The 24,457-nt window shown below is 44.3% G+C and carries 20 protein-coding genes, 1 pseudogene and 1 CRISPR repeat array; of the genes and pseudogenes, 11 read left to right on the top strand and 10 right to left on the bottom strand.

Annotation, left to right across the window (positions count from 1 at the left end; genetic code table 11):
• Window positions 1-22: 22 nt before the first annotated feature.
• From Xedl_RS05305 to Xedl_RS05290, 4 genes are read right to left on the bottom strand one after another with little or no spacing between them, the layout of a single operon-like run.
• Complete coding sequence (locus Xedl_RS05305; protein WP_074022791.1) at window positions 23-946, bottom strand: HpcH/HpaI aldolase/citrate lyase family protein; 924 nt, start codon at window positions 944-946, stop codon at window positions 23-25.
• Entirely contained in the window at window positions 946-2,025 is a 1,080-nt protein-coding gene (locus Xedl_RS05300; RefSeq protein WP_074022790.1) for a cysteine protease StiP family protein, read from the bottom strand. The genes Xedl_RS05305 and Xedl_RS05300 overlap by 1 nt, the downstream gene beginning before the upstream one ends.
• Entirely contained in the window at window positions 2,018-2,791 is a 774-nt protein-coding gene (locus Xedl_RS05295; RefSeq protein ID WP_074022789.1) for a hypothetical protein, read from the bottom strand. Before Xedl_RS05295 ends, Xedl_RS05300 begins: the two co-directional genes overlap by 8 nt.
• Complete coding sequence (locus Xedl_RS05290; protein WP_074022912.1) at window positions 2,784-3,962, bottom strand: phosphoribosyltransferase domain-containing protein; 1,179 nt, start codon at window positions 3,960-3,962, stop codon at window positions 2,784-2,786. The genes Xedl_RS05295 and Xedl_RS05290 overlap by 8 nt, the downstream gene beginning before the upstream one ends.
• 344 nt (window positions 3,963-4,306) lie before the next feature.
• Between Xedl_RS05290 and Xedl_RS05285 the strand changes: the two genes are divergently transcribed.
• From Xedl_RS05285 to Xedl_RS05265, 5 genes are read left to right on the top strand one after another with little or no spacing between them, the layout of a single operon-like run.
• The gene (locus Xedl_RS05285; RefSeq protein ID WP_074022788.1) at window positions 4,307-4,894 is read left to right on the top strand and encodes a TerD family protein; all 588 of its coding nucleotides are present in this window, start codon (window positions 4,307-4,309) and stop codon (window positions 4,892-4,894) included.
• Window positions 4,894-6,054 carry a TerD family protein gene (locus Xedl_RS05280; RefSeq protein WP_074022787.1) on the top strand — a complete coding sequence of 387 codons (1,161 nt, stop codon included), beginning with the start codon at window positions 4,894-4,896 and terminating at the stop codon, window positions 6,052-6,054. Before Xedl_RS05285 ends, Xedl_RS05280 begins: the two co-directional genes overlap by 1 nt.
• A 31-nt stretch (window positions 6,055-6,085) precedes the next feature.
• Window positions 6,086-6,541 carry a tellurite resistance TerB family protein gene (locus Xedl_RS05275; protein ID WP_074022786.1) on the top strand — a complete coding sequence of 152 codons (456 nt, stop codon included), beginning with the start codon at window positions 6,086-6,088 and terminating at the stop codon, window positions 6,539-6,541.
• A 26-nt stretch (window positions 6,542-6,567) separates the two neighbouring features.
• Window positions 6,568-7,596: a TerC/Alx family metal homeostasis membrane protein gene (locus tag Xedl_RS05270; RefSeq protein ID WP_074022785.1), complete on the top strand. Its 1,029-nt coding sequence runs from the start codon at window positions 6,568-6,570 to the stop codon at window positions 7,594-7,596.
• Window positions 7,597-7,646: 50 nt separating this feature from the next.
• On the top strand, window positions 7,647-8,225 hold the full coding sequence (locus Xedl_RS05265; RefSeq protein WP_074022784.1) for a TerD family protein: 579 nt from the start codon (window positions 7,647-7,649) through the stop codon (window positions 8,223-8,225).
• A gap of 114 nt (window positions 8,226-8,339) precedes the next feature.
• On the opposite strand, the gene tnaA is transcribed toward Xedl_RS05265, so the two are convergent.
• Window positions 8,340-9,746 carry a tryptophanase gene (tnaA, locus tag Xedl_RS05260; protein WP_074022783.1) on the bottom strand — a complete coding sequence of 469 codons (1,407 nt, stop codon included), beginning with the start codon at window positions 9,744-9,746 and terminating at the stop codon, window positions 8,340-8,342.
• A gap of 520 nt (window positions 9,747-10,266) precedes the next feature.
• Here tnaA and Xedl_RS05255 point away from each other — a divergent pair.
• Window positions 10,267-10,617: a SymE family type I addiction module toxin gene (locus tag Xedl_RS05255; RefSeq protein WP_074022782.1), complete on the top strand. Its 351-nt coding sequence runs from the start codon at window positions 10,267-10,269 to the stop codon at window positions 10,615-10,617.
• Window positions 10,618-10,744: 127 nt separating this feature from the next.
• Here the strand turns inward: Xedl_RS05255 and Xedl_RS05250 are convergent, their stop codons facing one another.
• Window positions 10,745-11,494 carry an SDR family oxidoreductase gene (locus Xedl_RS05250; protein WP_074022781.1) on the bottom strand — a complete coding sequence of 250 codons (750 nt, stop codon included), beginning with the start codon at window positions 11,492-11,494 and terminating at the stop codon, window positions 10,745-10,747.
• 124 nt (window positions 11,495-11,618) lie between these two features.
• Here Xedl_RS05250 and Xedl_RS05245 point away from each other — a divergent pair, with 124 nt between their 5' ends.
• The 5 genes from Xedl_RS05245 to Xedl_RS05225 all read left to right on the top strand — a co-directional run bounded on the left by Xedl_RS05245 (window position 11,619) and on the right by Xedl_RS05225 (window position 17,192).
• The gene (locus tag Xedl_RS05245; RefSeq protein WP_244149670.1) at window positions 11,619-11,954 is read left to right on the top strand and encodes a DUF3761 domain-containing protein; all 336 of its coding nucleotides are present in this window, start codon (window positions 11,619-11,621) and stop codon (window positions 11,952-11,954) included.
• A 562-nt stretch (window positions 11,955-12,516) separates the two neighbouring features.
• Entirely contained in the window at window positions 12,517-13,290 is a 774-nt protein-coding gene (locus Xedl_RS05240) for a protein bax (protein WP_074022779.1), read from the top strand.
• A gap of 159 nt (window positions 13,291-13,449) precedes the next feature.
• Window positions 13,450-14,871 carry an MBOAT family O-acyltransferase gene (locus Xedl_RS05235; protein ID WP_074022778.1) on the top strand — a complete coding sequence of 474 codons (1,422 nt, stop codon included), beginning with the start codon at window positions 13,450-13,452 and terminating at the stop codon, window positions 14,869-14,871.
• Window positions 14,858-15,994, top strand: coding sequence for an SGNH/GDSL hydrolase family protein (locus Xedl_RS05230; RefSeq protein WP_074022777.1), 1,137 nt, complete (start codon window positions 14,858-14,860; stop codon window positions 15,992-15,994). The genes Xedl_RS05235 and Xedl_RS05230 overlap by 14 nt, the downstream gene beginning before the upstream one ends.
• Window positions 15,981-17,192, top strand: coding sequence for an SGNH/GDSL hydrolase family protein (locus Xedl_RS05225; protein ID WP_074022776.1), 1,212 nt, complete (start codon window positions 15,981-15,983; stop codon window positions 17,190-17,192). The genes Xedl_RS05230 and Xedl_RS05225 overlap by 14 nt, the downstream gene beginning before the upstream one ends.
• A gap of 73 nt (window positions 17,193-17,265) precedes the next feature.
• On the opposite strand, the pseudogene gntU reads toward Xedl_RS05225, so the two are convergent.
• The 4 genes and pseudogenes from gntU to Xedl_RS05205 form a co-directional block, all read right to left on the bottom strand.
• Window positions 17,266-18,604, bottom strand: a pseudogene (gene gntU / locus Xedl_RS05220) (gluconate transporter).
• Window positions 18,601-19,158 carry a gluconokinase gene (gntK, locus tag Xedl_RS05215; protein WP_074022775.1) on the bottom strand — a complete coding sequence of 186 codons (558 nt, stop codon included), beginning with the start codon at window positions 19,156-19,158 and terminating at the stop codon, window positions 18,601-18,603. The pseudogene gntU and the gene gntK overlap by 4 nt, the downstream one beginning before the upstream one ends.
• Window positions 19,159-19,378: 220 nt before the next feature.
• Entirely contained in the window at window positions 19,379-20,374 is a 996-nt protein-coding gene (gntR, locus tag Xedl_RS05210) for a gluconate operon transcriptional repressor GntR (protein ID WP_074022774.1), read from the bottom strand.
• Window positions 20,375-20,830: 456 nt separating this feature from the next.
• Window positions 20,831-24,214: direct repeats of the CRISPR family, unit length 29 nt; unit sequence GTGTTCCCCGTGAGTGCGGGGATAAACCG.
• Between the two features lie 6 nt (window positions 24,215-24,220).
• A partial coding sequence (locus tag Xedl_RS05205) for a transposase (RefSeq protein ID WP_208605026.1) occupies window positions 24,221-24,457 on the bottom strand: 237 nt, incomplete at its 5' end.

Below are 24,457 nucleotides of genomic sequence, written 5' to 3'. Positions count from 1 at the left end.
AAATTTTCTTCCGTTTAAAATCCTATGCCGCTTCAGGTTCTATACCATAATGCTCTGCCCGTTCGAGAATATTCACTGCCCAGCGTTGATGGGTAGCAGGTTCACACATCGTTCCCTGTGATTTGAAAACAGCTTTACTGGAATTAAGAATGGTCAGCGCCTCAGCATAATCATGGGCACTCACCATCAGTGCCCGCTGGATGCATGTAATCTGTTTTGGGTGTATGGCCGTTTTTCCCACCAAACCGTGAGCAATATCCAATGCCAGCTCTTGCTCAAGTAATCTCAAATCATCAATATGCTCACAAACCGGTGCTGTCAGGGCAAATCCCCGCGCAACAAAAACGGCAACCAACATCTTAATGACGTATCCCATCGGCCCATCATACAGAGTGAAATTACGGGAGCGCCGCAGGGACACAATATTCATCAAATCATTACCGCCAATACGCAAGGCAATAATGCGATCCTTGCAAGGGTGTTTTTTGAGAGTATCCGCAAGCTGGTTCATTTTCCGAACATCAAACACCTCATCACTTTCCAATGTTGGCATAATATACAAATGGGTTGCATTAATAACATCCCACCAGCCGGACAACGAAGCATGGGTAAATTTGGGCAAAACCAGCCCATCAATGGCACTGAGATTCACATTGGCAACCAGATAATTCGCCATCTTTTCATCACGCGGACGGATAAAAATCAGCGGACGATGGCGGTCGATATTGGAAGAAGAGATATCTGCTGCTGCCAATGTTTGTATTACCTCTCGCAGATTCTCGATAGCAATGGGAATATCCTGCTCACTGACGGCATCTTCCAGACAAATAACCAGCGAGCGCAGATCAGGGATCTTATTCTGTAACACAATTTCTGCAATATCTTGGCGGGTGGCTGGCATATACAGCGTTGCACCGAGTCGATGCGGAGAAGGGATGGGTTTCATCACGCCACCTTCTTAATAATAGTTACAGCACGATATTGACCGATTAGATCACCGACTTCCGTAATAACGACATTTTTCTGCCGCGCCAAATGAACTAACAGACCGACATCAGGATCATCCTGGGAACGCACGAGTACATGTTCTGGTACACGTCGTAATACTGCACGAGTTGCTTCTGCAATGCCAGGTTTAATGCGGTTAATACTGTCAATCTGGTATTTTTCAGCAAGATTGGTAATCACCGTTTTGCTCAATTGCTGCAAAGGGGCTTTTTCCTGCGGCAACCAAACCGCTTCTGGTATAGCCGCCCAATCTAATCGCTCACGACAGTCAGCAACCGTATCCACCAACAAGCGGCTGCACTCAAACTTGAGCAAGTGATCACACTGCATGCAACCGTGCACCCCCTCTTCACGCCAGATCGAACGTGATATCAATCCCGATACCGGCGCCCCCATAATACCGAAAGGGATCAACCAATCATCATCGCTGGCGGCCAACCACGAACAGCCACAAGGATCAGCCAATACCACCAGACGTGGGAGACCTGAATAACCCTCTCTCCCCGCTAAAGATCGCGACAATTCTGTGGTAATCGCCCCCTTGCCTGTCCAGCCATCAACAAATACCACGCCATCCGTTCCATGTTGCTGCTCAATATACGATAGCGCTGTATTATCAATACCCCGATCCCGAATAATGCTGATGCCATAATGATAAGAACGCTTACCCATTTTTCTGAGCGTTTGATGCAACATTACTCCCAAAGGAACGCCAGCCCTGACCAAGCTGACTAATACAATCGGCGTATCACCAAAGCGGGATACCAGCGCTTTGGCGAGCATCACAACTTCCGTCGCCAGACGAACTGCCCCTTGTCCAAGTGCTTTATCAAACAGTTCAAGGTGATAAGACGTGGGTTCTGGCTCCTGACTTAACATATCCGAATAATGACGAGCGCCAGACTGGATCAACTGCTCCTTAATATCCACGGGTGTCATCTCAATTTGAACGGGTTTTAGCAGGAATTGAACATCATCAGAAGCATAACTCCCAGAAAAAAGGGGAAAGCTATTCATTACTTACAGCTCCAAATAAAGCAGTCATTAATGTGTCAGCAAACTGGCTTTGCTGCGGCATACCAAACCAATCACACAATTGCATAAACCGGTGATCACTCAGACTATCGCCTAAACCGATAACCGGAAAAACGCCTCTTTCAGCACGAAGTTTTTGCAAAAGGTGATGGGTGGCTCGTCCCTTATCAACACACTTTGGCAACACAGTTAGATTGTTATTGTTTTGATGAAAGTAAAAGTTTTGATGGAAATGACTTTCTTGAGCCAAAGATTCAGCCAGTATATTAAGCTCATTCAACCTATCGTGATTGCGGTGCTTGATGATCAGGAAAACAGGTACATCACTGTATTCATAATCAATGCGTACCCACGCATCCATACCATAAGTCACAATCAAACGCTGGCTCAGACGCGCCAACTCATGCAATTTATCCTGATATGACAACAATTCTGACAACATGCACGACTGCCAAAGCCTATCAACAGAACCTGCTGGTGTGAGGATCAACGCACCGTGAGAGACAATACGCCAGGAATTGAAAGGGATCTGCACGCGGCTAAGCTGTTCTGTATTTCTGGCTGTGACTGGAATAACCTCTGCATGAGCCAACAACCAATCAACCAGCATGGTCTGTTTTTCTGTCATATAGCTGTGGGGAGAACACTTTCGATCCAAGGCGCCCACGCGAAAAGATATTTCTTTCAGCTTGCGACGAGATTGAAATAACGTGTCATCAAGATCAGTCAAAAATACCGGCTTAATCATATCCAACGATCTCGACAACCGGAGAAATATGGACAAGCTGCGCTATCAACGCCGGGTCAGCGGACATTTTAGGGGTTTCAAGACAGAGTAATATCCGATCAAATTTCTGGTGCGCAACATTATAGAGAAAATTCGGGATGCCAAGCCCGTAATTATCCATAAAAGCCATAACAGATTGGATGGCATGACCGCAGGAGATGGGAGAGCGAGTTGTCGAACCAAATACGACTGATGCCCCTTCCTGCTCAAGCCGTTCGGCCAGCAAAAATGGCTGCCAGACAAATTCATTGGAACCCAAGACCAACATGTTTTCGCCAGCTTTGGCATTGATTGCGGCGCCAATATCACACTGGATTTCATCTAATCCTAACCGTCCCCAACTCTGTTGGCCTATGATGTTGGTTTCTCCACGAGCCGTAATATTGACCTGAGGCATCACCGGCACAGGAGCAGAGACATCTGCTTCCCATTGCCAATTCCCCTCGATCAGGGAAACCTCAGAAACCGGCAATGGGCTGCGTTTCACAACCGCCTTCCCACTCCAGTCCGTCAATGTCACGGTGACAATATGTTCAATATGCCCAAGCCCTGCATGACGTAGTGCATCCAGCAAATTAAGGAACGTGTTACCCGTGGTTGCTTCATCATCAATCAAAACCAGAGTCCGGGCATTTGCCACCCTTTGGCGCAGACGGCTTTCTGCTGGCCAATAAATCAGATGATCCGTAGCATGGCTGTGATTTTCCTTAAACTCACACAATAAATCCCCATCAACCGGATGGCGTGTCGAAGTCAGAAATACGGGCTTATCGACTTTGTGTTTCGTTTCCTGAAATACGCCTGCTGCTAGCCCGACCGCTGTTTCTGCCATGCCAATATATAGGACTGGGCCAGGAAGATCAGTGGGGAACCGTTCAGATAGTTGCTGATAAACCGAGCGCATGATCGATGGCTTAACCGGAATATGTCGCCCCAACACCTTACTGACAAATAAGAATGCTCTTTTAGGATTACGCCGTTCAGCGATATCAAACAGGGTTTCCAGAGATGCCGAGCCACGCGATGCTGTCACCGTCAATGTCCCGCTGTTTAACTTTTTTTGGTAAGTCCGTTTTTGGTAAACCTGTTTTTCATCAGCTTGTTTTTTATCAACATCGATATCACTCAACATTGTCATGGAGACGCCTTTTCAAAAAAAATCTCAGCCTGAGCCAACACGGTAACGTTCAGCATTTGTTCTTTATTCGTGGAATATACGTCGCAGTCTAGAGTCTCAAATAATGGCATGTCAATCATATTATGATTCTTTAGATCAAAATTTGGTTGACTTTTCCGCATGGAGAAGAAATCATACCAAACGAAATTAGATTGTTTTCTATCATACAGTTAACAACAAAACCTGCTGTTTATGGGAATCATAATATGACAGATTCAAGCTATCTATTTGTCATATTATGATTTTTTAATACGTGAAATTACCGTGATTCACCGACGAACAGAATAGAGGTGTCATTAATGGTTTCGTTAAGCAAAAATCAGTCAGTTTCGCTCGCCAAACAGAGCGCATCACTGGCTAAAGTGGATTTTGGTCTGGGATGGGATCCTGTGACCAAAAAGAAAGGCTTTCTGGCGAGTTTATTCGGCGGTGGCAATGATGAAATTGATCTGGATGCAAGCTGCATTCTGCTTGATGAATCTGGCAACGCCATCGATACAGTGTGGTTCGGTCAACTGCAATCAAAATGTGGTTCTATCCAACACACTGGCGATAACCTGACTGGGGAAGGTGATGGAGATGATGAGATTATCCGCGTCAATCTAATCAAACTACCCACCAATGTCGAATACCTTGCATTTACTGTTAACAGTTTCCGTGGACAAACCTTCAATGACGTTGACAATGCCTTCTGCCGCGTTGTTGACCAAAGCGGCAAAGAACTTGCTCGCTATCAGTTGAATGAACAAGGCGCCCACACTGGCATTATCATCTCTTCCTTGCGCCGCAACAGTGGTCAGTGGGATTTCACGGCACATGGCGTTCCTTGTCTTGGACGCACTATTGATGCGATGTATCCGCAGATCGTTGAGGCGGTGGTGCGCTAATGAATCTGACACCGGGGGGCAATGCCCCCGTTCCCAATCAAACGCTTACTGTTCGGGTTCTATCGGGTTCAGCCGTTGATGTTTCTGCTTTCCGTCTGTATTCAGACGGCAAAGTTAAGGGTGATCCAGATATGGTGTTCTACGGCCAGCCGGTCAATGATGACAACACCATTTGCCTGACTGGCGGTAACATCAATACTTCATTCAATGTCAACTTGCCTGCATTGAGCCAGGATGTCCAGAAAGTTGCGTTCACCACGACCTGCGACGGTAACCAAACGATTTCCAATCTACGCCACCTTACCATTCAGGTCGAACTGAACAGCAGCGTGATTTTGCAGGGAGATGTTGCAGTACAAGGCCGTCCAGAGGCGGCCTTGATCCTCGGCGAACTGTATCGCCGCAACGGTGAATGGAAATTCCGCTTTATTGCCCAAGGCTTTAATGGTGGTCTCAAACCATTAGCAGAACATTTTGGCGTGGATATTATTGATGATGCGCCAACCTCAACACCTGCTCCGCCATCCAGTTCACCAGCGTCCAATACTGTTAATTTAAGTAAGGTTTCTCTGACCAAAGAAAAACCAACTATCAGCCTTAACAAACGCGACAACTACGGTGAAATTCGCATCAATCTGAACTGGAGTCAAAATACCTCCTCTTCAAAAGGTCTGTTGCAAGGCATGTTCGGTGCAAACAAAAATGTGGATTTGGATCTCGGCGCATTCGTCCGACAACAAGATGGAGAAAAGGACGTTATACAAGCACTAGGAAATGGCTTTGGTGATTATCGTTATGAGCCGTATGTAGAATTACAGGGCGATGATCGCACCGGTCAAGTGCGTGACGGTGAATGGCTCCACGTCAATGGGTTTGAATGGAAAAACATCCGTGAAGTTTTGATCTACGCCTTTATCTACGAAGGCGTGCCTAGTTGGGACAAAACCGACGGTATAGTCACCATTTATGTCCCTGACCAGCCCCCTATTGAAACGCGTATGACAGAAGGCAACAACCGCAAAGGTATGTGTGCTATTGCCCGCCTTGTCAATGAAAACGGCGCCATCAAAGTAGAACGCATCAATCAATATTTCAACGGGCATAAAGAGATGGACAGGGCGTTTGGCTGGGGCTTTAGCTGGACATCCGGCAAAAAATAATTCTCTATTTTACCAATAAGCGGAGGGACTGATGTCCTTTTTAAACAAAATCAAATCAGCGTTCAACGCAGGCCGCGAAGAACTCACCACCCAAGTGAGTCGCTTCAAGAACAGAAAGTTCATGGAAGGTACAGTAGCAGTATGTGCACACGTTGCTATGGCGAGTAATGGTGTCAGCGCAGAAGAAAAGCAGAAAATGATTGGGTTCATCAAAAATTCTCCTGAACTGAAAGTGTTCGATACCTCCGAGATTATCGAATTCTTTAACAAACTGGTCAGCAGCTATGAATTTGATGCTGACATTGGCAAGGGTGAAGCCATGAAATTCATCATGGCTCTGAAACAGCAACCAGAAGCAGCACAACTGGCTTTACGCGTCGGGATTGCCGTTGCCAAGAGTGATGGTGACTTTGATAACGATGAAAAACAGGCTGCCCGTGAAATTTGTTTAGCCCTTGGCTTTGCACCGGCTGATTTCGAACTGTAATCGCAGATATTTAAGAGGCTTACTTCATGGTATCCACGCACATTGGTTTTCCGATGGAAACTGTTGCTGTATTTATTCTTCTGTCGGTTGGTGCGCTCTTTATCGACCTCTTTATGCATCGTCATGATAAGCCGATTTCGCTGCGCAGTGCTGCCCTTTGGTCTATTTTCTGGGTCGCAATTGCCTTTGTTTTCGCGGGCTTTCTGTATATCCATCACGGCGCAGAAGCAGCGAGTCTGTTTGTCACGGGCTACGCACTGGAAAAAGTTCTTTCCGTCGATAACCTGTTTGTCATCATGGCGATTTTCTCTTGGTTCGCCGTCCCAGACCGCTATCGCCACCGCGTCCTGTATTGGGGGATTATCGGCGCGATTATCTTCCGTGGTATTTTCGTTGCCATTGGGACAAGCCTGCTGGCGCTTGGGCCGTGGGTTGAGATCGTATTTGCGGTTATCGTTGGCTGGACAGCGGTCATGATGCTGAAAAGTGGTGATGATGACGATGAAATCGAAGACTATTCACAGCACCTTGCTTACCGTCTGGTAAAGCGTTTCTTCCCAATTTGGCCGAAATTGAGCAACCATGCTTTTGTACTGAAACAAAAGGAAGTGGATAAGGAGTTGGCTAAACCAGAAAACGCCGATGTGAAAGTGGGACGGGCGAGCAAAGCCGCACTTTATGCTACGCCGTTAATGCTGTGTCTGGCAGTGGTTGAACTGTCTGATGTGATGTTTGCCTTTGACTCTGTACCTGCGGTGATTGCAGTCAGTCGGGAACCATTAATTGTGTACAGCGCTATGATGTTTGCTATTTTGGGTCTGCGCACGCTCTATTTTGTGCTTGAAGCATTGAAAAAGTATCTGGTGCATTTGGAAAAGGCGGTGATCGTTTTACTGTTCTTTATTGCCATAAAACTCGGTCTAAATGCTTCTGAGCACATATTCCACCACGGCTATTCGATTTCATCCACAAGTAGCTTATTTGTGGTGATTGGCGTACTGGCAGCCGGCATTCTTGCCAGCCTGCTGTTCCCATCAAAAGAAAACGCAAGTTAAGTCTGTAAAATCTAGATAACTAACACGACGTAATAAATGAGGAAATAACAATGGGTGTATCTCTTTCTAAAGGCGGTAACGTTTCTCTGAGCAAAGAAGCGCCAAGCATGAAAAACGTTCTGATCGGTCTCGGTTGGGATGCCCGTGCGACTGACGGGCAAGACTTTGACCTTGATGCCTCAGCTTTTCTGCTGACAGCAAACGGCAAAGTTCGTGGTGATGCAGATTTCATTTTCTACAATAATCTGAAATCATCTGACGGCTCCATCATGCACACTGGCGACAACCGTACCGGTGAAGGGGATGGCGATGATGAATCACTAAAAATCAAACTGGATCAAGTTCCTGCTGATGTAGAAAAAGTGGTGTTTGTAGTGACTATCCATGAAGCACAAGCTCGTCGCCAGAGCTTCGGACAAGTTTCCGGTGCCTTTATCCGTCTGGTTAACGATGATACACAAGTTGAGGTCGCTCGCTATGACCTGACTGAAGATGCATCTACCGAAACTGCTATGCTGTTCGGTGAACTGTATCGCCATAATGCAGAATGGAAATTCCGCGCAGTAGGCCAAGGCTATGCTGGCGGTCTGGCTTCTGTTTGTGCCCAGTATGGTATTAATGCCGCTTAATTTGGTGTTATTCAATTAAGCCTTCCAGTGTAGATTTTGAATTCGACGCACTGAGATTAAAAGCCCTGCTTAATACATAGGCAGGGCTTTTTTTGTCGTCTTCTCATCTAATGGCTATATTTTTTCTATCGGTTTTAACCTGGCCGTGAAGTGGCGTAATATTGGTGGCTCGTAAGTAAAGGTTAATCCCCTGATATCAGCCGCTCGCTGCTTCAACCCAATAAAAGCGTCAACGATATAATCCATATGGTCATTGGTATAAACTCGACGAGGAATAGTCAGTCTCGTCAATTCCATTGGTGAATCTTTTTGTTTACCTGTATCAGGATCACGCCCCAATAACAAAGAACCAATTTCCACACTTCTGATGCCTGCTTCCAAATATAATGCATTGCTCAACGCTTGAGCCGGAAATTGATCGCAAGGAATATGGGGCAGGAATAATTTTGCATCAACAAAAACAGCATGTCCCCCGATGGGATACTGAATAGGTATTCCTTCTTTTCTTAACTTTTCCCCCAAATAAGTGACTTGGTTGATACGATAAGATAGAAAATTTTCATCCATTCCCTCTTCCAGCCCAACTGCCAACGCTTCCATATCACGCCCGGCAAGCCCTCCATAAGTCACAAACCCTTCCATTGGAATACAACGAACGCATACTTCATTAAACAGTGTTTCATCATCACGAAAACAACAAAGGCCGCCAATATTCACCATCGGATCTTTTTTCGCCGACATCGTCAGCATATCGCCATATTGATACATTTGTTTGACGATCTCTTTGATGGATTTATTTTCGTAACCTTTTTCCCTCTGTTTAATAAACCAGGCATTTTCACAAAAGCGGGCAGAATCAATTACTACGGGAATATCATGCTGTTTTGCTATTTCATATACTGCTTTCATATTTGCAAGAGAGACCGGTTGCCCTCCCGTACTATTACAGGTAATTGTCGCTATAATGGCGACAACATTATCCTGGCCATGTTGTTTGATGGTCTGCTTAAGTAACTCAATATCAAAGTTACCTTTCCAATCATAATAATTCCCTGTTTCAAAAGCTTTATTTGTAACGACATTGATGGCTTTGGCACCATTTAATTCCACGTGTGCCATTGTCGTATCAAAATGGAAATTAGAAATAAATACGGGACTTTTAGCTCCGCCTTTCAACTTTTTTCGCGCAACTAAAGTAGGAAATAAAATCTGTTCTGCCCCACGCCCTTGATGGGTAGGAATAGTATATTTATAACCAATAAGTTCCTTAACCTTATCCGCTAAATGATAATAGCTGCGAGACCCTGCATATGCCTCATCCCCTATCATCATACCGGCCCATTGACGATCACTCATTGCCCCAGTACCAGAGTCTGTCAGCAAATCAATGTAAACCATATCAGAAGGCAGCATAAAAGGGTTATATCCCGCAGATTCCAGTGCAACTTCACGTTCAGCGCGGGTTGTCATACGAATATTTTCTACCATTTTAATTCGGAAAGGTTCTGGAATGCGTTTCATTGCAATATTCCTGTTTAAAATTAAAAAAACGACATTTTCACAAAGAAATGGACAAATATTTCTTGCCAGCAAATGAAATCTACCAAAAATAACTTAATTAAAACAGATACAATAACTAATAAAATATAATCACCAGAAATATTTAAAACACCGGTATATAATTTCAATATTTATAAATAAACAAGCATAAGCTAAAAAATATATCCTCTTCAAAACCACAGATTAAAATCCTTATCTATATTTTTGATAATCCAAAAATTTCATGATTATTCACAGAATTATTTTTTGCTCGAATTTTAGATATGTATTTCAAAATGGATGAATATCCAGTCATTTTTTGCGAGTTGCTTCGCAAAGAACAACATTACCGATGGCATATTAGCCAACTAACCGCTAGGGTAGATGTCGATTATTAACAATGAATGCTATTTAGATGAAAAACACGTATGAATTCGCGGTGCAGTGCGGGCGAAGTGCTGATAGAGTATCGCAGTATATCCATAACACAAGGAACGTACAAATGAACCTTCATGTTTCATTTCGTCATTCTGACATTGATACCCCTGAATTAATACTGAACGGCAGTGCACTCAGCGATGCGGGATTTACCGCAAATGAATTATTTCATATCTCACAGTTTTCCAATGGTGTTATTATTTCTCTTGTTGATCCTAACGCAAATTTAGCTAGTTTAATCAACGAAGTGGAAAATAACCCATACCAAGGAATCGACAATATTCGTGAAAATGGTGAACTCTATATTGCAGGGGACTGGCTAACGATCAGCAATTTAGTGGAACAACCTATTAACATAGAAATGCAACCTGGCAAAATTATTCTAAAACCTAAGTTGATGGAAATATTGGATTAAGATCAATTGTCACTACAAAAATAGTCTTCCATCAATTAGCCGGAAAAATATTAAAAAGCATTCCGGCTTTTAAGATTATCTGGTATTAACTGCCTGCTTATTCAAACGGCATTTCAAACTCTATAATCTATTTTCCACCCGCTAAGTCAATGAAATTGCCTGTAACATACGATGCGTCATCAGATAACAGCCATGCAATGGCCTGAGCAACTTCTTCCGGTTGTCCACCCCGTTTCATAGGCAAGGAATCTTTGATTCTTTCAACTCGCCCAGGCTCCCCACCATCGGCATGCATTTCGGTATAAATGAATCCAGGACGCACAGCATTTACCCTGATTCCCTGTGCAGCCACCTCTTGCGCCAATCCAATTGTCAGCGTATCAATGGCACCTTTCGATGCTGCATAATCAACGTATTCATGGGGAGAACCCAGTCGAGCGGCAGCGGATGAAACATTGACAATGACTCCACCTTGCCCACCGTGACGCAAAGCCATTCTCTTAACCGCTTCACGCGCACAGAGAAAGGCTCCAGTGACATTAGTAGCAAAAATTTCATTTAGCCGCTCTGCCGTTAACTGTTCAATGGTAGCTTGAGGCTTTAAGATCCCAGCATTGTTCACTAACCCAGAAATATTCCCCAACTCTTTTTCCACCCTTTGGAACAGAGCTATCACTTGTTTTTCATCCGCAATATCCACCTGAACCGCAATTGCTGACTGCCCAAGAGCACGGATCATATCCAACACTTCATAAGCACTGTCTTTACGGTTACGATAGCCAATGCAAATATGGTGCCCCTGTTTTGCCAAACAAAGCGCCGTGGCCTTGCCGATACCACGGGAACCACCAGTAATGATCGTTACTTTTTTCACAATACCTCCATAGTTGTTGCGTTATTTTTTTATTCTCTATGTTAAATTTGCAATCATAACATTCAAAACTATACTCCAAACTGCAAGAGTAGATTTCAGGTTTCAGTACTCTAATCAGAGGAACTATATGATGAAAAGCTTGAAGTTATCAGTTGCAGCATTACTGGTGTTGTTTTCAAGTGCAGCGCTTGCAGCGCCAGCAGTATCAACCTCAGCCGACGTCGCCTCAAAAACGGTAACGGCAGTAGAACAAAATGTTAAATCAGCAAAAAACAAAGCTAATTCATTAGAGAAGAAAGTTACCAAAAAAGCAAAAAAACAAAAAATATCAAAGAAGAAAAACAGAAATAGCTTAGCTAAAAAAGGCGCTAATACAGCTCTTTGTAAAGATGGTAGCTATAGTAAGAGCAAATCCCGTAAAGGAGCTTGCTCTCGCCACGGTGGTGTTGCTAAATGGCTGTAAAGTTTTATTGATTTTTTATCATATACAATTAGGGGGCTTCGGCTCCCTAATTCTTTTAAAACAATTCACTCTCCAACCAGAAAATAATCTCACCATCATGATGTTAATTGACATATTTTCTTCAGCAAAAAAAACATTACCTTTTATGATATTAATATCATTTCCTAATACTGAAATTCAGATGAAAAACTTAAAATAAGCCAGAAAAATAGATAATTAAGTATGAACAATAAAATAATTTACAATAACTACAACAAAGCAAAAGTTCACACCCCGATGATAGCTAAGTTAAACTGGGTAATATTAAATTAATAACATATGGTTAAATAAAAATCAGTCATTAAATTAAGTTAAATAAACAACACAATTCACCAGATAAAATCATAATATTTATTACACTAATTTACTCTACAAAGTAAAAAAATATAGATATTTGTCAGTAGGGTACTAATATTAGTTACAGAAACGAAATTTATGAATGACGAATAACAGTAGCTATATCTTCCTTATTCTGCTAACATTCGTCTAATTTTTATCCAGAGTAATAAAAAGAGGAGAAGCAATGCCCTCTCTAATGGTGAGGACAAGTGTGGTCTTCGCTTTCTTTATCTCATTAATTTTTACCGGTCTGAGCTATGCCTCGACCAGTACCTCAAAAGTGCAAGAGTATTCTCACAATGGCATGCAAGTAAGTTTGCCTGACTTGCGACAATACCCTTCAGGTACACCTCGAAAGAAAGCGTTTTTAAATATTATTGTCCCTGTAATTGATCAACATAATCAAAAGATTATGCAAGACCGCAAATGGCTCCTGACACACCAAAAGAATCATCATTGGTCTGTACAGGATAGTCATCGATTGAAAAAGATCTGCATGGATTACAAAATGACTTGCAATTCACCAAAACAGGTCAATTGGAATAAGCTGTTAAGTCGAGTTGACATTATTCCCACCCATTTTGTTGCCACTCAGGCAGCGACTGAATCGGGTTGGGGAACGTCAGAACTTGCCAAAAAAAATAATAATTTGTTTGGAATGCGTTGTAGCTCTTGCAGTAAAAAGAAAGGAAAAATCAAAGGTTATTCAGTTTACCCTACCATTAATGCTTCCATTATTGCCTATATGAAAAACCTGAATACGCACCGTGCTTATGAGTCACTGCGTTCTTCACGTGCAAAACAGAGAACAACACAGGAACCACTGAATACCAGTAAGCTGATTGATAATCTCAATGGTTATTCTGAACTGGGATCTGACTATAATCGCTATTTACATCGGATATTTAAAGGTAACAAGACGTTGATTTCACAGGCTCAGGAATTAGCTATTCAGTAACCCCCTTCCAACAATCCACTTTGTATTCATGACAAGGTGGGTTCTTTTTTAGAATCTATCTCTATATTATCTACTGTAAACATCGACAAATTCCATACTATAATACCCTTCAGAATTACATCCCTTCTCCCAACAATGAATGGTTAACCAGAGCCTGATATGAATTTCTTCTCTTTTGAGTTCCTTGGATCGTTTGTTATTCTGCTGGTTGTCTATTGGCTTTTACAGAAAGCGCCCAGACTACAGAATGGCGTGTTAATTTTAGTTAGTTATTTATTTGTATTCTCTTTTGCAGCAAAATTCGCTTATATTTTATGCACCTATACCCTATTCATTTACTTTTTGGCGAATATTCTTAACCGTTATTTATCTAACAAGATCATATTCACTCTATTGACATTCTGGATCCTAGGCTGTTTTACGGTTTTCAAATATTACTCTTTCTTTCAGGAGTCGATTCAACAAACATTGGCTAGTGTTGGGATCAACGTGGAACTGCCTGTACTTGAGTTGCTGATGCCGCTAGGTCTGTCATTCTATGCGTTCCATTCGGTCAGCTATGTTGTATCGGTATGTAAGAAAGAACTGCCCGCAGCACCATTGCCTGATGTTATTTTGTATCTTTGCTTTTTTCCCAGCATTATCGCCGGACCGATTAATCGAGCGAAAGATTTTCTGCCTCAGATTCAGGCAACATCCAGAGTTATGCAGGAACCATTGAAGGCACTATTATTGATTGCTCTCGCCATCGCAAAACTCTTTTTGCTCAGTTCTACACTTTCTGAATATCTTGTAAATCCTGTTTTTGAAGATCCGAATAGTCATCATGCAGGACAAATCCTTGTGGCAATTTATGCTTATGCCTGGAATATCTACTTTAATTTTTCTGGTTATACCGACCTTGTCACAGGTATCGCCCTGCTATTAGGCTACAAAGTGCCACGCAATTTCGATGCCCCTTATCTGGCTGAAAACTTACAGGTATTTTGGCGACGCTGGCATATCAGCCTGTCAACATTCATCCGTGATTATGTCTACATTCCATTGGGCGGTAACCAAAAAGGCGTATTGTGCAAGAACCTGAATATGTTCATTGCTATGGTGATTTCTGGCCTATGGCATGGTGCTGGTCTTAGTTTTATTCTCTGGGGTGCTATTCATGGATTGGGATTAATTCTGCAAAATATTAAAAATGCCCTATTCTCTGCTTCAAAGAAACAGAGTGAATCACAAACCAAAAGCCCGATTGCATTATTTTTATCTCGTGTGGTGACATTCCATTTTATCTGCTTTGCCTGGATCTTTTTCCGCAGCCCGACATTTAATGATGCTGTGGCGATATTAAATCAACTGTTCTCTGGTGAAACATTTGCATCCCTGTTATCCAGCAGTTCTCTCTTAATGGTTTTCTGGGGATTCTTTATTATCTATCCCTGGTTGGTGAATTTAAGAAACAAAATTGAAAAAAATTATGGCCTGATTTCATGGGGTTATTACCCAATTCCCTTAGCCCTGATCCTTACTTTGGTCTTTATTTTGTCACCTTCAGGAATGCCAGGATTTATTTATGCCAACTTCTGAATTTATATCTAATCTTAAAAAAGTCGGACAAGTGATTTTTATCACAGCATTAACCAGCTTAATGCTCATTTGGCTTAATCAGAGTTCATTAGATAATTTCTGGCAACAGAAATATCACCGTGATAGCCCCTGGATGTCTCTCAAAGGGGAATCATGGTGGGATTTGGGCAATAATGTACAGCAAGGAACAATTGCTGCCAGTAAGACATTTGTAGCGTATGCACAGGGCAAATTTCAGAATAGCCCGTCAGCAGCTATGAATATTGATAACAGGCAGACAGTATTTCCCCCTGATTTTCAGGTTGGCCTGCGCTTTCTCAAAGGTTACGTGTATCCCATCGAAAATCTCTCTTTCACCTTTCCTGAGCTGCTGAACAAAAATATTAAGCTCGTTCAGTCTTCTTTACCACCAAATAGTTCAGGAGAAAATCCGGTTGTTGAAATCGTCCAGAAAACCCACGTTAATCTGAGCCAAAAAGATAAGGTGTTATTTGCCGGTGATTCAATGATGCAGGGCGTGGCTCCACATTTAAAACGTCGGCTGTTTCAACAATATGGCATTTCCAGTATTAATTTAAGTAAACAAAGTACAGGATTGTCTTACCCTGGTTTCTTTAATTGGCCAAAAACCATCAGTGATGCATTGAAAACCCACCCTGATATTAAATTGGTAGTGATATTTTTAGGCCCAAATGATCCGTGGGATATGCCCTCAGGGCGCGGAGGATTTTATTTAAAATTCGCCAGTGAAAATTGGGAGGATCTTTATCGCCAAAGAATTGAAGCTATCTTAAATGACGCACGCCAACATCAAGCTGATGTTATTTGGGTTGGCCCACCTCATATGCGTCAGAAAAAACTTTCCAACAGTATGTCTTACCTGAATAAATTGTATCAAAACGAGGTAGAAAAAAGAGGTGAGATCTATGTTGCAGTTAATGACATATTCAAATATCAATCAGATAATTATTCAGACTATATTGGCGATGGTAGCAACACCATCAAACTCCGCAGCGAAGACGGTATTCATTTCAGTTTTAAAGGGCAACAAACCATTGCGGATTATCTATTTTCATTGATCACATTCACTCAGGAGCCAGTTAAAGAAAATGCAGCCATTTAGCCTGTTCCGTGGATTTTACCGGATTGTGGGGGCAGGTCTGGCTGTCGCGCTCTCAATCAGCCTATTATCGTGCCGAGGGGAAAAATCCACACCTTCATCGGAACACCAAACAACACGCATGCATCATCAGCAACAATTGACAAATTTTGGTGATCCCAATTTCGCATTATTGACAGATAAATTGCATCACAGCGATACTCGCCAACTCCATTTTGTTCAATTGGGTGATTCACACACTGCTGCTGATTTCTTTACTGGTAAGTTGCGTAGCTTATTGCAGGATCGTTATGGCGATGCTGGGCCAGGTTTGGTTTCCCCAATGAGCATTCCCGGCCAGCGTAACGCCTTAATACAATTTACTGAGGATAAAACCGGTTGGTGGCTGTCAAGCAGCCGCAAGGAGAATCGGGCAGATTATCCACTGGGTGGATTTATCGCTATTCCAGAAAGTGCCAGCAGTAAAATACAGCTCAATTCTTCTTCCGCTCGTGGCAAGTACTGGCTGAGTGTGCTCTATCAGTCCCATACCGCAACTCAAATCAAAACGCCATTTAGCGCCATCAACTTACCTGCGACCCAAAGTGAATGGCATTTCTCACCGGAACAGAGTATCAGTTTTCCCATCAATCTCTATCCACAGGATACACAATTAAAAATTGGTGGCTGGCTGATAAAAAGCCAAACCCCTGGCATTATGTTATCCGCATTGGGGATTAATGGCGCCACCATTAATATGCTGGATAAATGGCAACCACAATGGATTGATACGCTGGCACAGACAAAACCGAATATGGTCATTCTCGCCTATGGCACCAATGAAGCCTTTAACGATTCACTGGATTTGGTTGCTTATCAGCAGGATTTGACAGCTAAAATACAAGACATCCGTAGAGCCATACCGCAAGCCGTTATCCTGCTGATTGGGCCGAACGATTCGCTGAAAAATAAAACCGCAGTAAGCTGTGAAGAACAACAACCAGCCTTACTTGAGAATGTGATTCAAATTCAAAAAACCGTAGCTAAACAACAACATACTCTATTCTGGGATTGGCGGGAATATATGGGTGAACCATGTTCAGTCCGAGAATGGGAACAGCAAAACCTCGCACGTCCTGATTACATTCACCTCTCCGCAGCCGGTTATGAACGCAGTGCTGAAGCGCTTTATAAGCAGTTTATGGGGTTGGTTGAACAGTAAATCAAAAGTACAAGAGATACGAGAGGCATATTGAGAGTTTTCTATATGCGTCTCGTCCCTTATTTTTACCCTATCACAACATAGCGAAATAGATCATACCAACCATCGCGCCGGTTGTGCCGAGAATAGTTTCCATGATTGTCCAGGTTTTCAGGGTTTGTGCTTCTGTCGCACCGGTAAATTTACCAAACAGCCAGAAGCCAGAATCGTTCACATGACTAAAAACCAAAGAGCCACCGGCAATACATACTGACAACGCCGCCATTTGCGCACCAGAATAGCCCAGTTCGCCAATCACGGGCAGAACCAACCCTACCGTGGTTAAACATGCGACAGTTGCCGAACCCTGGATCACACGCACCGCACCCGACAAAATAAAACACGCCAGCGCGATTGGCAGGCCGGCACCGACCAACGCATTACCTAACGCAGGGCCAACCCCTGAATCCACTAACACTTGTTTAAATACCCCCCCCCGCGCCTGTTACCAGCAGAATAATTCCCGCAGGTTGAATTGCCGCAGAGCAGACTTCCATGACTTTCTCTTTGCTCATACCGCGACGGATCGCCAGCCCGTAAATCGCCACCAGACAAGCAAGCAAAATTGCCGTGAAAGGATGACCAAGAAATTCCAGCCAATGGTATAGCGTAGATTGTTGTTCAACAAAACGCGCACCAATAGTTTTCAAGCCCACTAATATCAATGGGAATAATACCAATGATAAACTGAAACCAAAGGAAGGCATCTGGCTTTTGCCAATACTTGGTGTGCTCAGGTCTTTAGGTAAATCCAGCGTCACATATTTGCTGATAAAGTTACCGTATATCGGGCCAGCCAATAACATGCCGGGAATGGCGGCACTCAGGCCAATCAGGATCATCCAACCAAAATCAGCTCCCATTTGGGAAGCCAGCACCATCGGCGTTGGCCCCGGAACCAAAAACGCCGCCGCCGCCGCAACACCGGCAAACAATGGAAGCGCCAGTTTCACAACATTACCATTGGTACGACGCGCAACGGCAAATACCACGCCAATCAACAACACAACTGCCACATCAAAAAACAGTGGCAACGCACAGACCAGTCCGGCAACACCCAATGCATAATTAGCGCGCTTTTCACCAAAGCTACCCAACAGTTTCACGGCAATCTGGTCAAGCGCACCTGTTTCATGCAGGATTTTGCCAAACATTGCGCCAAGAGCCACAACAATAGCAAGGAAGCCCAACGTACCTGCCATACCGTTTTGCATTGTTTGGGTGATTTTCTCCAGCGGCATACCGGAAAAAATTCCCGCCCCCATAGAAACCAGCATCAAGGCAATAAAAGCGTGTAATCTGGCTTTCATCACCAAAAATAGTAACAGGAGGACAGAGCCGACGGCTGTCAGAACCAGAGTTGCAGTGCTCATGAATGTTCCTCACTAATACGATTAATAGATTGAATATGCTCAATAGCTTTAATCGCATTTTTGATGACGTTATCCAGATCTGGTTTGATATCAATGTGATGAACATCTTTTTCATCACTGGTCGGCTCTTCCAGTGTCTCAAATTGAGAAATTAGCATTTGTGGTTTGAAGAAATGCTCTTTGCGTGCTTTCAGGCGGCTCTCAATTAAGTCAAAATCGCCTTTCATATAAAGAAACGACAGATTTTTATTGCCATCACGCAGCATATCCCGATAGTTTTTTTTCAAGGCAGAACACACAAGCAGAGAGATAGGATTGGTGCGCTGCATGGCAAAAATAGCGTCATTGAGTGCCTTCAACCACGGCTGACGATCATCATCATTCAAGGCGTCACCCTGTGCCATTTTTGTAATATTGGCGCGGGGATGAAGGAAGTCCCCATCCAGAAACGCAGCCCCTAGTTCACGGGCAACACCACTGGCAACTGCGGATTTACCACTGCCGGATACCCCCATCAATATAAAAACGTGGTTTGGTTGTTGGGTATCACTCATATCAAACTCCTTTACACTGATCTTGCTGCTTATATATCTATTTGATTTATATTAAAAAATATAAAATTGAATATTAGCCATCATAAGTTACCGGTAACTTATTGCCGGTAACATTAACAGTAGAGCAGGATAGTGAGCAATCAATCAGGATCACCAAAAAAGGAAAATGTGAGATTTATCGCAATTGAAAATGGGAAAGCATCATTTTAAGCTACAAAAATTAAACACTTTCCCCCAATGAAAGGGTAAACCCAACATCAATCAGAGTTTGTTGTAACCTCTCTCCCCTCAAACGAACAAGCAAGGATTCTGCTGCCTTGCGCCCCATTAAATCACGAGGAGTCAGCACGCTGGCAAGTCTGGGCGTCATTACCTGACCGACATCATGACCATGAAAGCCAGCTATCGCAATCTCTTCCGGTACTTTAATCCCTTGTCGCTGGCACTCGAAAATCGCCCCGATGGCGATATCATCATTCGTACAAAACAGGCCATCAATTTCAGGGTATTTCTGGCAGGATTCCTGCAAAAGCTGCGCACCTAATGAATAGGAAGAACTGACTGGTGTCATCATTTTTCTCGGTTGAAGCCCAGCGCTGTACATCGCTTTTTCAAACCCTTGTAAACGGATCATCGTTCGCTCATCTTGCCGTGCACCAAGATAAATAATGTTTTTACAGCCACGTTCGATTATCGCCATTGTCATCTGACAAGCCGCGGCAAAATTATCGATCCCGACTGCAATATCAAGGCAAGGCGATACGCTGTCCATCAATTCGACAACGGGTATTCCAACTGTCTGTAACACCTTCAACGTTTTGGGGGTATGTGTGCGTTCAGCCAGAATCAAGCCATCAATATTGTAGGCAAGCAAGGAAAGCAAACGTTCTTCTTCTTTCTGTGCAGAATAACTATAGTGGGCGAGCATAGTCTGATACCCATTGCGATCAGTCACATACTCGATGCCACGAATAACCTCAGCAAAAACCTGGTTAGTCAATGAAGGAAGCAAAACACCTATCGCACGACTGGTGGAATTGGAAAGAATATCGGGTACTCGGTTTGGGATATAACCTAGCTGCTCCACAGCTTCCGCTATTCGTTTTCCCAACGCTTCAGAAACCTGATCGGGATTACGTAAAAAACGGCTAACCGTCATTTTTGTGACCCCAACGAGGTCGGCAACATCTTGTAAAGCTGGGCGTTTCTTTTTCATTATTTTCAACGTAATGTAATCAGCTATTGATAGGTACAGAGGAATAACTCGCGGTTTTAACATATTTATACATCATTACAACACGCTTTCTAGTGAAAAATGCTAATACACTCGCATCTCGTTTATCAGCAATTGCTAAAATTGTGATGGCTTACACGCTCTTGGATGAATATTCCAAGGCTTGTAGATATCCCCATTGTTCAATGCAATTGAATAGTTTTCATAGCCTTATTCTCTTGGTTGGTCAATTAAGACCAACTGTTATTTTGTTATTACCGTGATATGAATCTCATTAATTGATAAATAAGAATTAAAAATACGAGTTAAATAAGACCTGCATCACAGATAGCAAATCAGAAGAATAAAAGGAAAAATTTGGCTGATTTTAGAGGCTAAAAAAATGGTAGAATTTTTCCGCTCTAAAAAGATCTTCTAAAACAGATGGATAAAATTAGGGTGTTCCCCGTGAGTGCGGGGATAAACCGTTCAGGCGTCGGCGTCAGCACGCCATAGAGCGGTGTTCCCCGTGAGTGCGGGGATAAACCGCGCAGCAGGCGATACAGAGCGATGTTGACGCAGTGTTCCCCGTGAGTGCGGGGATAAACCGTGTTAGGAAGGACCCGAAAAAATATAGATATGGTGTTCCCCGTGAGTGCGGGGATAAACCGAGGACGAAGAGAAGGAAGGCAAAAAAGGGAAAGTGTTCCCCGTGAGTGCGGGGATAAACCGCGGCGGAATTGTGGGTGCTGCCACTGAAAGACGTGTTCCCCGTGAGTGCGGGGATAAACCGGTATCTTGCATACTATTTTCAGCAAAGGCAGGGTGTTCCCCGTGAGTGCGGGGATAAACCGGAATCGTTGAGATCACCTCTCAGTCAACCCATGTGTTCCCCGTGAGTGCGGGGATAAACCGTAATAAAAAAGGCCACTGAGTGACCTTTAATTGTGTTCCCCGTGAGTGCGGGGATAAACCGGGGCGCACGGCAACGGTATTGATATAAGCCTCGTGTTCCCCGTGAGTGCGGGGATAAACCGAACAATTGCGGAAGACATCGGAACTGGACACAGTGTTCCCCGTGAGTGCGGGGATAAACCGTGAACGCCCATAATCCTAACCGGCTGGATGTTGTGTTCCCCGTGAGTGCGGGGATAAACCGTAGTCCAACTCAGCAATCAGATTGAAAGTAACGTGTTCCCCGTGAGTGCGGGGATAAACCGTCTTACATGCACGCTTGGATATTTACAGCGGCGTGTTCCCCGTGAGTGCGGGGATAAACCGGCTGCAATGTGGTGAAACGCCTTTTGATTCCAGTGTTCCCCGTGAGTGCGGGGATAAACCGAAAAGCCGAGCTTGGTTAACTTGGCCTGTACGGTGTTCCCCGTGAGTGCGGGGATAAACCGACCTCTGGCAAACTCCAACCCCATTATTCCTAGTGTTCCCCGTGAGTGCGGGGATAAACCGTGTGATTTTCGTCCGGTCATCCCGCAAATTGGGTGTTCCCCGTGAGTGCGGGGATAAACCGAATGAGAGATAATGATGCCTCAACTTTAGCTAGTGTTCCCCGTGAGTGCGGGGATAAACCGAATATTCGATTGTGTTTGACGCGGGGAGCCGGGTGTTCCCCGTGAGTGCGGGGATAAACCGATAATCTTGAATCAATTTTCGATAATTTTTTCGTGTTCCCCGTGAGTGCGGGGATAAACCGTCACCGAGGAGTACTCGGTTTTCATCTAGTGGGTGTTCCCCGTGAGTGCGGGGATAAACCGCGTTAGCCCTGCCAATTTGTATTTCAATCCATGTGTTCCCCGTGAGTGCGGGGATAAACCGGATAAATCTTATGTCGCAACAGTCATCAATAAGTGTTCCCCGTGAGTGCGGGGATAAACCGCCACAACATTAGCAGGCTCTGCCCCATATCGAGTGTTCCCCGTGAGTGCGGGGATAAACCGCGAAGCGATTAATTGGTGAGTGCAGTGAGCCGGTGTTCCCCGTGAGTGCGGGGATAAACCGCCGGTGATGAGTGTCTTGTTGTCCTTGCAGAAGTGTTCCCCGTGAGTGCGGGGATAAACCGCCTGTTTGATGGCAATGAGCTACAGCTATGAGGTGTTCCCCGTGAGTGCGGGGATAAACCGCGACGCTTGCCGGGCTGGGTGTCTCAGATGACGTGTTCCCCGTGAGTGCGGGGATAAACCGAATGTGGTCTTTCCTGCTTTCAATGAGCTGCGGTGTTCCCCGTGAGTGCGGGGATAAACCGATTCTATGGCTGCACTGAGTGTGCATGTTTTAGTGTTCCCCGTGAGTGCGGGGATAAACCATCTGAGTCATAAGGGGTAATTTATTTTTCCCCGTGTTCCCCGTGAGTGCGGGGATAAACCGCCTTGATCACAGTGAACAGGGGGGATAATGCAGTGTTCCCCGTGAGTGCGGGGATAAACCGGACTCAGCATTCATGGTGTATCAACCGCGAGTGTGTTCCCCGTGAGTGCGGGGATAAACCGGATTTAATTACTGTATTGAATAAACAGACCAAGTGTTCCCCGTGAGTGCGGGGATAAACCGGGTAAATTTAAATTCGAGGTTGAGTGCTTTAAGTGTTCCCCGTGAGTGCGGGGATAAACCGCCGTATCAGAACTGAAATCCGCAGGTATTGAAGTGTTCCCCGTGAGTGCGGGGATAAACCGGTGCCATCGGGGTAGATTTGGATGATAGGGGAGTGTTCCCCGTGAGTGCGGGGATAAACCGCTGATGTTATTTTCATGGTGTATCGTGATGAAGTGTTCCCCGTGAGTGCGGGGATAAACCGGGACAAGACAGGCCGATATGCAATGATGATGAGTGTTCCCCGTGAGTGCGGGGATAAACCGGAATTTAGCGTCTACGGGAGCACGTTCTTTGTGTGTTCCCCGTGAGTGCGGGGATAAACCGGCGACAGGATGCATGTGAATTTTTGCCCGTTCGTGTTCCCCGTGAGTGCGGGGATAAACCGTCAGCAGAGCGCCCAAAATTCACCAATTTCGTGTGTTCCCCGTGAGTGCGGGGATAAACCGGGTTATCATCAGCCCGATGTCAATTGATTTTAGTGTTCCCCGTGAGTGCGGGGATAAACCGAGATAATTTAACTAATCCTATCGGGGGTGATAGTGTTCCCCGTGAGTGCGGGGATAAACCGGAATGAATGACATTAGTTGATGCCCAAAAATAGTGTTCCCCGTGAGTGCGGGGATAAACCGAATGGCAGCACTGGAGTTTCTGCGAGATAAAAGTGTTCCCCGTGAGTGCGGGGATAAACCGTTTTTCTAACCCACGAATATAGAGGGGTAGTAGTGTTCCCCGTGAGTGCGGGGATAAACCGCAAAATTAGAAGCAATATGCGAGCGATTAAAAGTGTTCCCCGTGAGTGCGGGGATAAACCGGGATTGGTGAAGGGAAACAATGCCTGACCATTGTGTTCCCCGTGAGTGCGGGGATAAACCGATACGTCTGACCGTAACCGATACAGAACGAAAGTGTTCCCCGTGAGTGCGGGGATAAACCGTTCTTTATAGAAAGAGAGACTGATATAAAAACGTGTTCCCCGTGAGTGCGGGGATAAACCGGTATAGATTCAGGATAAACATACACGTTATTAGTGTTCCCCGTGAGTGCGGGGATAAACCGAGTGATGCCATCCAAAACGACTTCAATAACAAGTGTTCCCCGTGAGTGCGGGGATAAACCGATAATCCAGAAAAATATAGCATCACGGATATAGTGTTCCCCGTGAGTGCGGGGATAAACCGGCGACACAAGAAGGCACATCCGGCGCTGTCACGTGTTCCCCGTGAGTGCGGGGATATAGCAGAATCATCATAATTTGACATATTCAATATGCTCCGTAAATAGCTCATCAACTGAACATCTTTTTTGCCTCCTGATCGCTTTTGCTCCTCCCCATTTGTGTTCTATTGGGTTCAAATCCGGACTATAAGCGGGAAGCCATTCCCGTTGACATCTGCTGTCTGCTATCGCTTGTGTCGTATCATTCCGTTTATGGAAAGATGCATTATCCATCACTATCACGGCGCCGTGTGGAAGCTTTGGCAG

Source organism: Xenorhabdus eapokensis, assembly GCF_001908105.1.
Note: the sequence above shows the minus strand (reverse complement) of the source record. Positions and strands in the feature narration are given on the sequence as shown.